The organism is Actinomadura rubrobrunea NBRC 15275 (assembly GCF_001552235.1).
GTDB lineage: Bacteria > Actinomycetota > Actinomycetes > Streptosporangiales > Streptosporangiaceae > Spirillospora > Spirillospora viridilutea.
The window spans coordinates 1-14200 of the sequence record NZ_BCQU01000086.1 but is presented as its reverse complement, the minus strand read 5'-3'; the positions used below and the strand labels follow the sequence as shown (position 1 = coordinate 14200).

Genomic DNA, 14200 nt, shown 5'->3' with positions numbered 1-14200 from the left:
CCGGCGGTGCGCGGGCCCTCGTTTGTCCGCGGGCCGACGGGGTAGCGGCGTGCCCAGGAGGCTGCTCGATGGATCCCACGGTCGTCCGCCGCATCCCGCGCACCGACGCGCTGCTCGCCGAGCCCCGGCTGTCGGCGGCGGCGCGGCGCCTCGGCCGCGACCTGGTGAAGTCGGTGATCGTCGCGGCGCAGGACCGGGCCCGGCGGGGGGAGATCGCGCCCGAGGCCGTCGCGGACGCGGCCGTCGCCGCGCTGCCGGACACCGCCGGGGGCCTGCGCCCGGTGATCAACGCGACGGGCGTGCTGCTGCACACCAACCTCGGCCGGGCGCCGCTGTCGCGGGCCGCCCGGGAGGCGGTGCTCGCGGCGTCCGGCGCGACCGACGTGGAGCTCGACCTGGCCTCCGGCGCCCGGTCGCGGCGCGGCCGCTCCGCGCTGGACGCGCTGCTGCGGCGCGTGCCCGCCGCCGAGGCGGCGCACGTGGTCAACAACGGCGCCGCCGCCCTGGTGCTGGCCGCGACGGCGCTGGCCGCGAGGCGCGAGATCGTGCTCAGCCGGGGCGAGATGGTGGAGATCGGCGACGGGTTCCGCATCCCGGACCTGCTGGTCTCCACGGGCGCGCGGCTGCGCGAGGTCGGCGCCACCAACCGCGCGCGCCTGGACGACTACGCGGCGGCCGTCGGCCCCGACACCGGGTTCGTGCTGAAGGTGCACCCGTCCAACTTCGTGATGACCGGCTTCACCGGCTCCGTCGGGGTGCGGGACCTGGCCCGGCTGGGCGTGCCGGTCGTCGCCGACCTGGGCTCGGGGCTGCCGGCGCCCGACCCCGTGCTGCCGGACGAGCCGGACGCGGCGACCTGGCTGCGCGACGGCGCGTCGCTCGTCACCGCCAGCGGAGACAAACTCTTGGGCGGCCCCCAGTGCGGCCTGGTGCTCGGCAAGGCCGACCTGGTCGAACGGCTCGCCCGGCATCCGCTGGCCCGCGCCCTGCGCGTCGACAAGCTCACGCTGGCCGCGTTGGAGGCGACGCTGCGCGGCCCTGAGACGCCCACCCGTCGAGCCCTCCATGCGGACGTGCGGGTGCTGCGGGACCGCGCCGAGCACATCGCGCAGAAGCTCCGCGCCGAAGGCGTCGACGCCCATGCCGTGGACAGCTCCGCCACGGTCGGCGGCGGAGGCGCCCCAGGGGTCGCCCTGCCGAGCGCCGCGATCTCCTTGCCCGAGTCCTACGCCGTGTCGCTGCGCCTGGGGTCCCCCGCGGTGGTGGGGCGGGTCGAGAACGGCCGGTGCCTGCTCGACCTGCGCGCCGTTCCGGACGAGCAGGACGCGGCGCTGACCGCCGCCGTCCAAGCCGCGGGGGAGGTGTGATGCGCGTCGTCGCGACCGCGGGGCATGTCGACCACGGCAAGTCCACGCTCGTGCGGGCCCTGACGGGGATGGAGCCGGACCGCTGGGAGGAGGAGCGCCGCCGCGGCCTGACCCTCGACCTCGGTTTCGCCTGGACGCGCCTGCCCGACGGCGAGGACGTGGCGTTCGTGGACGTCCCCGGACACGAACGCCTCGTCGCCAACATGCTCGCCGGGGTCGGCCCGGTGCCGGCCGTGATGTTCGTCGTGGCCGCCGACCAGGGCTGGCAGCGGCAGTCCGACGAGCACCTGTCGGTGCTGGACGCGCTGGACGTCCGGCACGGCCTGCTCGTCGTCACCCGGTGCGACCTCGCCGCCCCCGACGCGGCCGCCGCCGTCCGCGACGACGCCCTGGCCCGTCTCGCCGCCACGTCCCTCGGCGAGGTCGACGCCGTCATGGCGAGCGGGGCGACGGGCGAGGGCCTGGACGACCTGCGCCGCGCCCTGGTCGATCTGACCGCCGCGCTCCCTCCGCCCGACACGCGCGCCGACGTCCGCCTCTGGATCGACCGCGCGTTCACCGTCCAGGGCCGGGGCACGGTGGTGACCGGAACCCTCCGCGCCGGCGCCATCCGCGTCGGCGACGAACTGGCGCTGGTGGACGGCACCCGGGTCACGGTGCGCGGCCTGGAGGCGCTGAAGCGGACGCGCGAGCAGGTGGGCGCGGTCGCCCGCGTGGCGGTCAACCTGCGCGGCGCGCCCGAGACGCTGCGCCGGGGCGACGTCCTGCTGACGCCGGGCCGCTGGCTGACCACCGACCTGATCGACGTGCGCCTGCGGGGCGACCCGGCCCGCGACCTCCCCCGGCACCTGACCCTGCACGCGGGATCGGCGGCCGTGCCGGTCGTCGTCCGGCCGCTCGGCGCCGACACGGCGCGCCTGTCGCTCGCGCGTCCCCTCGCGCTGCGCGTCGGCGACATCGCGCTGCTGCGCGACCCCGGGCTGCACCGCGTCCCCGCCGGGATCACCGTGCTGGACGTCCGGCCGCCCCGGTTCGACCGGCGGGGCGCCGCGGCCGCCCGCGCCCGCGAGCTGGCCGCCCTGCCCGGCGTCCCCGACGGCGCCGCCGAACTGCGCCGCCGCGGCCTGATCCGCCGCGCGGACCTGCTCGCCATGGGCCTGGACGTCCCGTCCGCGCCGGTGGCCGGCGACTGGCTGGCGGACCCCGACCACTGGGCCGATCTGCACCGCCGCCTGGTGAAGGCCGTGGAGGAGCACACGGCCCGCCACCCCACCGACCCGGGCCTGCCCGCCGAGGCGGCCCGCCGCGCCCTCGGGCTGCCCGACCGCGCCCTGGTCGACGCCCTGGCCCGCGATGGCGTCCGCCGGCACGGCGGCAAGCTGTACGGCGCGGCGACGCGCCCCCGGCTGCCGCCGCACATCCAGCGCGCCGTCGACGCGATCCGCCGCGACCTCGCCGAGGCCCCGTTCCGCGCCCCGGAAGCCGGCCGGCTCGCCGAGCTGGGCCTCACCCCCCGGCTGCTCAGCGCCGCGGCCGCCGCGGGCGCCCTGCGGAAGATCTCCGACGAGATCGTCCTGCTGCCGGACTGCGAGGCCCGCGCCGCGGCCGTCCTCGCCCGCCTCCCTCAGCCGTTCACCCTGAGCCAGGCCCGCCAGGCCCTCGGCACGACCCGCCGCGTCGCCGTCCCCCTCCTCGAGCACCTGGACCGCCGCGGCTACACCGTCCGAGTGGACGAAACCCACCGCCGCTGCCTCCGCAGGCATGACGCAGCGCGTCCCGGTGCATGAGCCCGGCACGACTTCGCTGTCGTGGGTCTTTTGGTCGAGGCGTGGGTTGGCTCTTGTAGGCGATGTCCGTGCGGTGACGCCGTTCCTAGCGTGAAGCAACTTGAGAAGACGCATGAGGATGACGGCCGGGGTGGCGGCCCTGGCACTGGTCGTCACGGCGCAACCGGTCGCGGCGGGCACGCACTACGCGGAGCTGCGGCAGGTGATGCGGCGGTTGACGACGAGGCCGCCGTCTCCGCCGCTCTCTGCGCGTGACGGCCGCCCGAGGAGTCGCTCCGGGGTTTCGGGGCATAACGCAGCGCGTGCCGGTGCTCGAGGGTGTTCCGGCACGGCTGCCGGGCCCGGGCGCCGGGCGGTTCGCAGCGGAGGCGGACGGGAATCGAACCCGCCTGTCCGAGGACCTCGGACACCGCGGTTTTGAAGACCGGGGGGGCCACCAGGCACCCAGACGCCTCCAGCACCGGCGCATACCCGGGCCGACGGCCGTCACACCGAGGAAGGGCGGCGATGGCGACGACCGAAGGGACGACCACAGGCGCGATCCGGCTCACGCGGTACGCGCGGGGCGGCGGGTGCGCGTGCAAAATTCCCCCCGGGGAGCTGGAGGACGTGGTGGCGGGGCTGGTCGCGGCGCCCGAGACGGCGCCCGAGAGGACGTCCGAGGCGCGGCTGCTCATCGGACTGGAGAACGGCGACGACGCGGCCGTGGTGCGGACGCCGGGCGACGACGGCCCCGCTGTGGTGGCCACGGCGGACTTCTTCACGCCCGTCGTGGACGACCCCTACGACTGGGGCCGCATCGCGGCGGCGAACGCGTTGTCGGACGTGTACGCGGTGGGCGGGCGGCCGCTGGTGGCGGTGAATTTGCTGGCGTGGCCGCGGGACGTGCTGCCGTTCGACCTGGCGCGGGAGGTGCTGCGCGGGGGCCTCGACGTGGCGGCGCAGGCGGGCTGCCACGTGGGCGGCGGGCACAGCGTGGACGACGCCGAGCCCAAGTACGGGATGGCCGTCACGGGCATCGCCGACCCGGACCGGCTGCTGCGCAACGACAAGGGGCGCGCGGGGCTGCCGTTGTCGTTGACGAAGCCGCTCGGCATCGGGGTGCTCAACAACCGGCACAAGGCGACGGGCGAGGTCTTCCCCGAAGCGGTGCAGACGATGGTGCGGCTCAACAGGGACGCCTGCGAGGCCGCGCTGAAGGCGGGCGTGGAGTGCGCGACGGACGTCACCGGGTTCGGGTTGCTGGGGCACTTGTCCAAGCTGGCCCGGGCGAGCGGCGTCACCGCCGTCATCGACGCGGCGGCCGTCCCGTATGTGGACGGCGCGCGGGAGGCGGTGCGCGACGGGTTCGTCAGCGGCGGCACGCGCCGCAATCTCGCCTGGGTCGAGCCCCACACGGATTTCGGCGACTGCGACGAGGCGACGCGGCTGCTGCTGGCCGACGCGCAGACGTCCGGTGGTCTGCTCCTCGCCGGGGAGGTGCCGGGCGCGCCCGTGATCGGAGAGCTCGTCCCGCAGAGGGAGCACGCGATCGTCGTCCGTTAGCGGCCTCAGAGTTCGGTTCCGGTGGTGTCGGTGATGCCGGCGCGTTCGCGGTAGGCGCGGACCAGGTCAGGCGCGTGTCGGCCGCGGGGGCGGCGGCCCGGGCGGATGTCGCATGCGATGGCCTTGGCCTCCTGGATGTGGGTGTTCGGGTCGAGCGACAGGTGCAGCAGCTCGTTGGCGGCGTCGCCGACGCTGTAGCCGTTGGGTCCCCAGTGGTAGGGCAGGCCGATCTGGTGGAGGGTGCGGCCGTCCACCGTCAGCGGCTTCATGCGCTCGGTGACGAGGACGCGCGCCTCGATCACATTGCGGGCGGAGACGATGGTGGCCCAGCCGAGGTGCTCCAGGCCGCGTTCCCGCGCGAGCTCCGGTGAGACCTCGCAGAAGAATTCGGGCTGCAGCTCGGACAGGTACGGCTGCCAACGGGACATCCCTCCCGCCGTGTGGTGCTCGGTGAGGCGGTACGTGGTGGCGACGTACGGATACACCTCCGAACCCACGGGCTGGTAGAGGTTGTCGGGGTGCGGAGGGGGAAGGTGCCGTGCCGGGTTGCGCTGCTGCCCGTACAACGGGTTGATGAACGGCGAGTCCTGAGGCTCGTAGTGGGTGGGGAGCGGGCCGTCCACCAGCCCCGAAGGGGCGAACAGCCACCCCTTCCCGTCGGCCTGCATGATGAACGGGTCGTCGCCCGCGAGGGCGTCGGCGGCGCGGGCCCCCTCCGGCGGCGTGTAGTCGGGGGGCCGGTCGGGGACGAAGTCGGGCACGTCATGCCCCGTCCAACGGCCTTGGGCGGCGTCCCACCAGACGAGGGTCTTGCGGTCGCTCCACGGCCTGCCGTCCGGGTCGGCCGAGGCGCGGTTGTAGAGGATGCGGCGGTTGGCGGGCCACGCCCAGCCCCACTCGGGGGCGACCCAGTTCTGGTCGCGGCCCGGCGTGCGGCGGGCGGCCTGGTTGACGCCGTCGGCGCGGACGCCGCAGTAGATCCAGCAGCCGCAGGAGGTGGAGCCGTCGTCCTTGAGCTGGGTGTACGCGCTGAGCGGGCGGCCGTCGGCGCCGTACCCGTTGATCTCGGCGAGGACGGCCTCGGCGTCGGGTTCGGCGAGCCGCCCGCGGACCGGGTAGTCCCAGGCGAGGTCGAGGACGGGGCGGTCGATCGGGTCGGTGGACCCGGCGAGCCTGTCCCGGATGATGCGGCCGAGGTGGTAGACGAACCACAGGTCGCTGCGCGCGTCGCCGGGCGGCTCGACGGCGGCGTGGTGCCACTGGAGCATGCGCTGGGTGTTGGTGAAGCTGCCGTCCTTCTCGGTGTGCGCGGCCGCGGGCAGGAAGAACACCTCGGTGGCGATGTCCTCGGTGCGCAGCTCCCCCGTCTCGATCTCGGGGCCGTCCTTCCACCAGGTGGCCGACTCGATCAGCGAGAAGTCGCGCACCACCAGCCAGTCGAGGCAGGCCATGCCGAGCCGCTGCATCTTGGCGTTGGCGGACCCGACGGCGGGGTTCTCCCCCATGAGGAAGTAGCCCTTGCACACCCCGCCCAGCTGCTTCTGGACGGTCTCGTAGGTGCTGTGGGTGCCGGTCAGACGGGGCAGGTAGTCGAAGCAGAAGTCGTTGTCGGCGGTGGCGGCGTCCCCCCAGTAGGCCTTGAGCAGGCTCACCAGGTAGGCGCGCATGTCGCCCCAGAATCCCTTCTGCGCGGCCTGGGCCTGGACGAACGCGTCCAGGTCCTCGTGCAGGTGCGCGTGCGGCATGGGGATGTAGCCGGGCAGCAGGTTGAACAGGGTCGGGATGTCGGTCGAGCCCTGGATGGACGCGTGGCCGCGCAGCGCCAGGATGCCGCCGCCGGGGCGTCCGATGTTGCCGAGCAGGAGCTGCAGGATCGCGGCGGCGCGGATGTACTGGACGCCGACGGTGTGCTGCGTCCAGCCGACGGCGTAGGCGAACGCGGTGGTGCGGTCGCGGCCGGAGTTGGCGGTGATCAGCTCGCAGACCTTGCGGAACAGGTCCCGCGGGACGCCGCACACGCGTTCCACCATCTCGGGGGTGTAGCGGGCGTAGTGCCGTTTGAGCACATGGAACACGCATCGCGGGTGTCGAAGGGTCGGGTCGCGCTCGGGACGCCCTTCGGCGATGGCGGCGCCGCCGGAGCCGTGCGCCTCGCCGCGGGCCGCGTCCGCCACGCCGGCCCCGCCGCGCGTGCGCTCGTCGTACTCCTGGTCGCGCTCCTGGTCGCGCTGCCCCGCGGCGGCCTGCGTTTCCAGGCCCTCGTATTGCCATGTGGCGTTGTCATAACAGCGGTTGTCGGGATCGAAGCCGGAGAACAGCCCGTCCAGGTCCTCGGTGTCGCGGAAGTCCTCCCGCAGGATGACCGGTGCGTTGGTGTAGGCGACGACGTAGTCGCGGAAGTACGCGTCGTTGCTCAGGACGTGGTTGATGATGCCGCCGAGGAAGGCGATGTCGCTGCCCGCGCGCAGCGGCACGTGCACGTCGGCCATGGCGCTGGTGCGGGTGAACCGGGGGTCGACGTGGATGATCGTGGCGCCGCGGGCCTTGGCCTCCATCACCCACTGGAACCCCACCGGATGGCATTCGGCCATGTTCGAGCCCTGGATGACGATGCAGTCGGCGTTCTGCAGGTCCTGCTGGAAGGTGGTCGCGCCGCCGCGTCCGAACGAGGTTCCCAGACCGGGAACGGTGGAGGAGTGTCAAATGCGCGCCTGGTTCTCGATCTGTATCGCGCCCAGGGCGGTGAACAGCTTCTTGATGAGGTAGTTCTCCTCGTTGTCGAGCGTGGCGCCGCCCAGGCTCGCCAGGCCCAGGGTGCGCCGCACCCGTTTGCCGCCGACCTCCCACTGCCAGCCCGCGCGGCGCGCCTCGATCACCCGGTCGGCGATCATCTCCATGGCGGTGTCGAGGTCGAGGCGCTCCCAGTCGGTGCCGTAGGGCCGCCGGTACAGCACCCGCTGCTCGCGGGCCGGCCCGGTGGTGAGCTGGAGGCTGGCCGAGCCCTTGGGGCACAGGCGGCCGCGGGAGACCGGCGAGTCGGGGTCGCCCTCGATCTGGGTGACCCGGCCGTCCTGGACGTAGACGTTCTGTCCGCAGCCGACCGCGCAGTACGGGCAGACGGACCTGACCACCCGGTCGGCGGTGGCGACGCGGGGGTCGATCCGTTCGGTGCGGCGGCTCTTGGCCGCCGGGCCGCGCCCGAGCGGGTCGCCGCCCGTGATCTGCCGGTAGACCGGCCAGGACGTGATCCAGGTGCGGACGCCCATGTCAGTCCCTTTTCACCCTTTCGCCCGTCTGCTGCCTGCTACCCGTGCGCGGCGGCCGAAAACCCGCGGCCCTGCTCCAGGCGCTCCCGCTGCGGGACGACGGTGTACACGGGGTCTTGGGCGGACGCGACGCCGGCGTGGAAGACGCCGAACCGCAGCGCCGCCGATCCCCCGAGGAGCGCCGCGCCCGCCGCCGTCGCTATCGCCCTCGGCATCGCCGTCGATATCGTCATCGGCATCGCCCTCGGCATCGCCATCGATATCGTCATCGGCATCGCCCTCGACCCGGCGGCCCCGGAGAGCGCGGCCAGCACCGCCCCGGTCGCGGTCAGGATCTCCGAGGCCCGCATGAGACGCCCCGCCGCGCCCTTCTCCAAGGGCTCCGACGCCAGGCCCATGCGCTTCTTCATCACCCTGGCCGCCCCCAGTTCCGCGGCCGCGCCGAGGACGCCCATGCGCCGCGCGGGCGGGGCGGGCGCGCAGATCAGCGCCAGCCCGGCCGCCGCCGCGGCTCCGGACCCGGCGAACAGGAACGGCATCTCCCGGTGGCCCTCGTGCCAGGACGGCACGGCCGTGTCGGAGAGGAGCACCGCCGTGTACGTCGTGACGGCGGGTCCCAGCACCGCGGCTCCCGCCGTGGCCAGCGCGCCCAGGCGCGGGAACCGCCCCGTCGCCTCCGTCGCGGCGGCCGCCCCCGCCAAGGGCCCGTAGCAGGCCAGCAGCCACGACCCCACGCTCATCGGGGAGGTCGGCTTGGCCACGCGCAGCATGTTGAGGAATCGGGCGGGCCGCCCCAGGTCGTGGACGAGCGCGGCCAACGACAGGGAGATCGCGCCGAACGCTCCCGTCTTGGCCGCGCGGGCGAGCGCCCGGCGTCCCGTCGCGTGGGCGCCCGCGGCGAGCAGCGACGACCCTCCGGCCAGGCCGCCCAGGAACAGGTATCCGGCGATGTCGAGCGCCTTCCACACGGGCCTGTTCAGCACCGGCATGCCGTAGTAGGAGGTGAAGCGGGCCTCCGGCACCATGGCCTGCTCGCCGCGCCGCCGCTTCGCCCGTCTCTCGTCCGTCCGTGTCATCGCGCCCTCCCGTCCCGGACGAAACAGGCGGCGACCCCGGCGGCCAGCGCCGCCGCGGCCACGGCGGCGCGCCGCCACATCGACGGCAGGTCGCGCGTGGTCGCCACCGGGTCCGGCGGCAGCCCGTACACCTCCGGCTCGTCGAGCAGAAGGAAGAACGCGCCGGCGCCGCCCACGCCGTCGTCCGGGTCCGCGCCGTAGAGGCGGGCTTCGGTCACCCCGGCGTCGTGCAGGTCCTCCACCCGGGACGCGGCGCGTTCACGCAGCTCGTCCAACGGGCCGAACTGGATGGAGTCGGTGGGGCACGCCTTGGCGCAGGCGGGTTCCATGCCGACCCCCAGGCGGTCGTAGCACATCGTGCACTTCCACGCCCGTCCGTCTCCCTTGCGCTGATCGATGACGCCGTACGGGCACGCGGGTATGCAGTAGCCGCATCCGTTGCAGATGTCCTCCTGCACGACGACCGTGCCGAATTCCGTGCGGAACAGGGCTCCGGTGGGGCACACGTCCAGGCATGCCGCGTGCGTGCAGTGCTTGCACACGTCCGACGCCATGAGCCAGCGGAGTTCGGAGCCGGCGTCCGCCCGCGCCGCCGCCTCGAACACGTCCACCGGCGCCTCCACCGGCTTGCGCTGCTCGATGAACGCCACGTGCCGCCAGGTGTCGGCGCCCAAGCCCTGGGTGTTGTCGTACGACATGCCCGTCAGCACCAGGCCGTCCTCGGGGATGGCGTTCCACTCCTTGCACGCGACCTCGCACGCCTTGCACCCGATGCACACCGACGTGTCCGTGAAGAAGCCCACGCGGGGGCGCTCGCCGGTCTCGGCCATGGCGTCCAGGTCCCCGTCGTACCGCGCCCCAAACGCCCCGATGTGACCGAGACAACGCGATCATGAGTCGGGGACGCGGCTACAGTCGGGGCAGAACGGTCCAAGGCTGTGACGGGAGGGCATCGCGATGCCCGAGGAGCGCGACCTCGCCTCCGCGGCCGGCGCGTCCGAGCCCGTCGTCATCGACGGCGGCGACCAGTCGTGCACCCGGCTGCTGATCCAGCTCCGCGGACGGCTCGCCGCCCTGCCCGCGGGCACGATCGTGCACCTGCTGGCGTCCGACCCGGCCGCGCCGCTGGACCTGGCCGCCTGGTGCCACCTGACCGGCCACACCTATCTCGGGCCGCTGCCCGACACCGGCGGCACCCCCGCCTACGCGTTGCGCGTCAGCTCCTCCCCTCGCCCCACCGATCCCAGCTCACCCTGGCGTCCGGCCGACGAGAACTGACGACGAGAACTGACGCTGTCCGCGACCGCCCCGCGAAAGCGGCGGGGACGGCCGCACCGGTTGCTCACTCCCGAGTGGGAGCCGCCGACGACGCGGCCGTCTCGGCGGCGGGCGCGCCGGCGTCGTCGCCCACCCGCCGGGCGAGCACCCGGTAGGCGTTGGACCGGCCGCAGCGCCGGATGACGGGCAGCAGCAGCTGATCGGTCATGGCGGCGGCGAACATCAGCGGGCCCGCCGCCAGATACACGGCGGTCCGCGCCGCGATCCGCAGCCGCCGGGCGCGCGGGCCGCGCCACGGCTTGTCCGGGTCGGGGACGAGCCGGTGCGCCAGCAGCATCACGATCATCAGCAGCTCCACCGGCTGGTGCGCGGGGCCGCGTTCGACGGCGACCGGGCGGAAGCCGCGCTCTCTCAGGGCCGCGACGAGGTTGCCGACCGTGACGAAGTGCAGGTGCTGGGGCTGGAACCAGGCGTGCCACCAGCTGCGCGCGAGCCGTCCCATCGGCCACTCGGGGTCGGGCACTTCGATGAGCAGGTGCCCGCCGGGCCGCAGCACCCTGGCGGCCGCGTCCAGTTCGGCGCGGGGGTCGACGGTGTGCTCCAGGTAGTGGTGCATGCTGACCACGTCGTACTCCCCGGCGAGCTTGTCGGCCAGGTCGGGGAACAGGCCCTGGTAGGCGCGGTCGACCCAGCCGCGCCGTTCGGCCTCCTGGATGGACACGCCCATGTCGAGCCCATCGAATCGGGTGCTCGGCCAGATGTCGCGGGCGGCGTTGCAGAAGTGGCCGTGCCCGGCGCCGACGTCCAGCCATGCCTTCGGTTCGGCGTGTCCGCGCAGCATCTTGGCGCGGTCCCGGTAGTGCGGACCGGCCAGGCGGAACCCGCGTTCCACCTCCGGGCCGCCCAGGCCGTCGTAGAAGTCGCGGTAGTAGAAGTCCAGTCCGGCGGCGTTGAGCCGGGGGTTCTGGAAGACGTGCCCACAGGACGCGCAGCGCTCCAGCACGAACCTGCCCGGACGGTGGTGCTGGCGGTCGCCGCCGGCCAGCAGGCGGCGCAGCTCGGTGCCGCCGCACCAGGGGCAGTCGGTGCGGCGCTCCTCGAAGAACCGGTCGACGCCCTGCGCCAACGCGGCCGCGTACTCCTCCCGCAGCGCGGGCAACCGGGGATCGGGCTCCTCCCGCTGCGCGGCCACGCGCAGCCACCGGTAGGGCGCGGCGACCGGCCGGGACAGCGCGAAGCGGCGGCGGTCGTGCGGACGCAGCGGGGTCCCGGCCGTGGCCAGGTACGGCTGGGCGCACGCCGCGGCGAGCACCGCCAGGGCGGCCGCCGCGTCCCCGCGCCGGGTGCCGCCGCCGCGGCCCGTCAGGCAGCAGAGCAGCGCCGCCCCCAGCGCGCCGAGCCCGAGGATGTTGCCGGCGAGGTAGACGGGCAGGTCGCTGGGCCAGCGGCGGCGCAGGATCCGCCGGCGGTCGGCGGGCGGGCAGCCGACGGGCGCGATGCCCGGCGCCACGCACAGGTCGGTCGCGGTGGGGGCGTAGCACTTCAGCCGGGCGATCAGCCGGTCCATCTCCGCGGGGCTCAGCCCGTCGAACCGGGAGATCCCGGCGCGCCGCGCCACGTCGGCGTCGACGAGCACCGCGTGCCCGCCGCCCCCGCCGACGGCCAGACGCGACCACCGGTACGTGGCGGGGTCGACGCGCCGCAGCAGCTCCAGCGCCCGCAGGCTGTCCAGCCCCGACGGCACCAGGTCGAGCACCCGCAGCCCGCGGCGCCGGGCGTGGGCGACGGCGGCCCGGCGGGTGGCGGGGTCCAGGCGGACGCCCGCGGCGGTGACGAAGCGGTGCTCGCCGCCGTCCTCGGGGTCGGGCCCACCGTCGGACGCGGCTTGCCCGCCGGACGCGGGGTCGCCGTCGGGCCGCAGCGGTGTGAGCCTGGCGCCTCTCGTCCGCCGCCACAGCGCGTTCGCGGTGAACCCGGCGGCGGTCAGCAGCATGATCGATCGCAGTCGCATGTCGGCCCCTTTCGCGGAGGGCGCGGGGCGGGACCGGCGGCGCGGCCGCCCCGACGGGAGACCAGCTCGGCGGAGGCACGATGATCCGCCCGTGGCGGCGGGACCGGAATGCGGCCGCCGCCAAACTCCCAGGGGCCGCCGCTCAGTTGGGTGAGCGGCCGGACGGGTCGTCGGCGGCGTACCGCAGGTAGGCGTGCAGCGCGATCATCAGATCGAGGCGGGTGCCGGGGGTGCTGATCTCGCCGCCGTACAGCTCCTGGACGGCGCGGATGCGGTAGCGCACCGTCTGCGGGTGGACGTGCAGCGTCTCGCCCGCCGCCACCGCGTTGTCGCCGCAGTTCAGGTAGGTCAGCAGCGTCTCGGCCATCGACCGGCGCCGCGGCGGCGGCAGCGTCATCAGCGGGCCCAGGTAGCGGGCCGCGGCCGGGCCGACCAGCTCCTCGCACGACGCGGCCGCCAGCGTGGCCAGGTTCTCCACGCACCGCACCACGCCGCCCGCGGGCAGCAGGCCGCGCTCCATCAGCGCGACGCCGCGCCGGGCCCAGCGCAGCGACACCGCCCCCTGGTTCAGCGGGACGGTGGGGCCGAGCACGCCGGGATGCCGGTCGAGCAGCGCCGCCAGCACGCGGTCCTGGCCGGGGCCGTCCGGGTCGGGCACCACCAGGTACGGCGCGGCGTCGTCCCAGGCGGCCAGGATCGTCGGCGGGACGACCCGCGACGCCGTGCCGACCGGCGTGCGCAGCGCCACCACGCCGATGGTCCGCGGGGCCTCCCAGTCGGCCGCGCGCGCCAGGTCGGCCAGCGCGTCCAGGCTGGTCGGCGGGTCGTTGACGAGCAGGTCCCGCAGCCGGCCGCGCAGCCGCTCCCGCTCGGTGGCCATGTCCTCCTGGACGGCGGCGTAGCCTTCGGCGGCGGCGTTGGCGACCTTGCCGAGCAGCAGGAACAGCGAGTCGGTGAGCAGCGCCAGCGTCTCGCGCGGCCAGCCGAGCCGGTACGCCTGGTCGATGAACCGGCGGCAGGCGACCTGGCTGCTCAGCCGGATCGCGGTCTGCAGGCCGTCCAGGCCGCGGCCGCGCCGCGCCTCCCGGGCGCCCAGCCGCGCGTAGGCGGCGGTCAGCGCGTCCCAGTCGGGCGCGTCGCCGCCGACGGTGGCGACGAAGTGCTCGATGGTCGCGGCGATGGTGCGCCGCATCCGCCGACCGGCCTCGCTGTCGGGCGGCTGGGCGTACTCGGGGACCTGCGCGCGGATCTCTCGGGTGATCTCGTCGATCACCGAGTCCAGGTGCGGGCGCAGGAGCGCCGCGAGCCCGTCCTGCGCCGGGAGTCCGGCGTGCCGCCGGCGCGGGTGGCGGCGGCGTCGGGCGGGCGGGTGCTGCGTGATGGCCACAGGGTCGCTCCTCGTGCTCTCCAACCCCCCGTCCGGCCTGGCGGCCGCCCCCGGCCAAATGGTTGACGACGCCAGTGTGAATTGGATGACACGGCGGTCAAGGGGCGGCGTCGCATGTCGGTGCGGACGCACAACGCCGCTGGGCCGCCGCACGACGTTTCCACAGCGCGTCCGCGGTCGGGTGAAGGCGGCCGGCCCGCGCTTGTCAGGCCGCTGACAAAACTTCACCCGCCGTTGTTGGCGGCGCCCGAAGGCAGGCGCGCCGTTCCGGTATAGGGTCGCCCCTCCGGGCGACGGCTCCCGGTCACCCCGCCGCCCGCACGCGACCGGACCTGCTTTCGGAGACCAGCATGCGCACTGCCCGGTTCCTGCTCGCCGCGGCGGTCTCGGCCGCGGCGATCGGCGCGGTCGGGACCGTCCCGGCCGGCGCCGCCCCGGCGCCCGAGTCCGCCCCCGCCGCCGCGCCCGCGTTCGTCCCGGCGG

Annotated in this window: 9 protein-coding genes and 1 tRNA gene; 4 read left to right on the top strand and 6 right to left on the bottom strand. The window is 74.9% G+C overall.

Annotated features, from left to right (window positions below):
• Positions 1-68: 68 nt before the first annotated feature.
• Entirely contained in the window at positions 69-1367 is a 1299-nt protein-coding gene (gene selA, locus AR3_RS22860; protein ID WP_067916658.1) for an L-seryl-tRNA(Sec) selenium transferase, read from the top strand.
• Complete coding sequence (locus AR3_RS22855; RefSeq protein ID WP_067916656.1) at positions 1367-3154, top strand: selenocysteine-specific translation elongation factor; 1788 nt, start codon at positions 1367-1369, stop codon at positions 3152-3154. Before selA ends, AR3_RS22855 begins: the two co-directional genes overlap by 1 nt.
• Before the next feature lie 362 nt (positions 3155-3516).
• Here AR3_RS22855 and AR3_RS30780 read toward each other — a convergent pair.
• Positions 3517-3610 (bottom strand) — tRNA-Sec (locus AR3_RS30780).
• A gap of 51 nt (positions 3611-3661) precedes the next feature.
• Between AR3_RS30780 and selD the strand changes: the two genes are divergently transcribed.
• Positions 3662-4699 carry a selenide, water dikinase SelD gene (selD, locus tag AR3_RS22850; protein ID WP_067916654.1) on the top strand — a complete coding sequence of 346 codons (1038 nt, stop codon included), beginning with the start codon at positions 3662-3664 and terminating at the stop codon, positions 4697-4699.
• A gap of 5 nt (positions 4700-4704) precedes the next feature.
• Here the strand turns inward: selD and fdh are convergent, their stop codons facing one another.
• From fdh to AR3_RS22830, 3 genes are read right to left on the bottom strand one after another with little or no spacing between them, the layout of a single operon-like run.
• Positions 4705-7965 carry a formate dehydrogenase gene (fdh, locus tag AR3_RS22845; RefSeq protein ID WP_227023402.1) on the bottom strand — a complete coding sequence of 1087 codons (3261 nt, stop codon included), beginning with the start codon at positions 7963-7965 and terminating at the stop codon, positions 4705-4707.
• A 38-nt stretch (positions 7966-8003) separates the two neighbouring features.
• Positions 8004-9041, bottom strand: a complete 1038-nt coding sequence (nrfD, locus tag AR3_RS22835; protein WP_217998702.1) for an NrfD/PsrC family molybdoenzyme membrane anchor subunit — start codon at positions 9039-9041, stop codon at positions 8004-8006.
• Entirely contained in the window at positions 9038-9871 is an 834-nt protein-coding gene (locus AR3_RS22830) for a 4Fe-4S dicluster domain-containing protein (protein ID WP_067916648.1), read from the bottom strand. Before AR3_RS22830 ends, nrfD begins: the two co-directional genes overlap by 4 nt.
• 127 nt (positions 9872-9998) lie before the next feature.
• Between AR3_RS22830 and AR3_RS22825 the strand changes: the two genes are divergently transcribed.
• The gene (locus AR3_RS22825) at positions 9999-10319 is read left to right on the top strand and encodes a sulfurtransferase TusA family protein (protein WP_067916646.1); all 321 of its coding nucleotides are present in this window, start codon (positions 9999-10001) and stop codon (positions 10317-10319) included.
• A gap of 64 nt (positions 10320-10383) precedes the next feature.
• Here AR3_RS22825 and AR3_RS22820 read toward each other — a convergent pair whose 3' ends face one another.
• Together AR3_RS22820 and AR3_RS22815 are read right to left on the bottom strand one after the other, a co-directional pair.
• The gene (locus AR3_RS22820; RefSeq protein ID WP_067916644.1) at positions 10384-12330 is read right to left on the bottom strand and encodes a class I SAM-dependent methyltransferase; all 1947 of its coding nucleotides are present in this window, start codon (positions 12328-12330) and stop codon (positions 10384-10386) included.
• A gap of 142 nt (positions 12331-12472) precedes the next feature.
• A complete protein-coding gene (locus tag AR3_RS22815) occupies positions 12473-13717 on the bottom strand; it encodes a PucR family transcriptional regulator (RefSeq protein WP_227023401.1) in 1245 nt (414 codons plus the stop codon).
• Positions 13718-14200: the final 483 nt, after the last annotated feature.

Bases quoted from the DNA above. Each gene is read 5' to 3' on its own strand.
- AR3_RS22830 (WP_067916648.1), bottom strand. From the start codon at position 9,871: ATGGCCGAGACCGGCGAGCGCCCCCGCGTGGGCTTCTTCACGGACACG.
- AR3_RS22825 (WP_067916646.1), top strand. From the start codon at position 9,999: ATGCCCGAGGAGCGCGACCTCGCCTCCGCGGCCGGCGCGTCCGAGCCC.
- AR3_RS22855 (WP_067916656.1), top strand. From the start codon at position 1,367: ATGCGCGTCGTCGCGACCGCGGGGCATGTCGACCACGGCAAGTCCACG.
- nrfD (WP_217998702.1), bottom strand. From the start codon at position 9,041: ATGACACGGACGGACGAGAGACGGGCGAAGCGGCGGCGCGGCGAGCAG.
- selA (WP_067916658.1), top strand. From the start codon at position 69: ATGGATCCCACGGTCGTCCGCCGCATCCCGCGCACCGACGCGCTGCTC.
- AR3_RS22820 (WP_067916644.1), bottom strand. From the start codon at position 12,330: ATGCGACTGCGATCGATCATGCTGCTGACCGCCGCCGGGTTCACCGCG.
- selD (WP_067916654.1), top strand. From the start codon at position 3,662: ATGGCGACGACCGAAGGGACGACCACAGGCGCGATCCGGCTCACGCGG.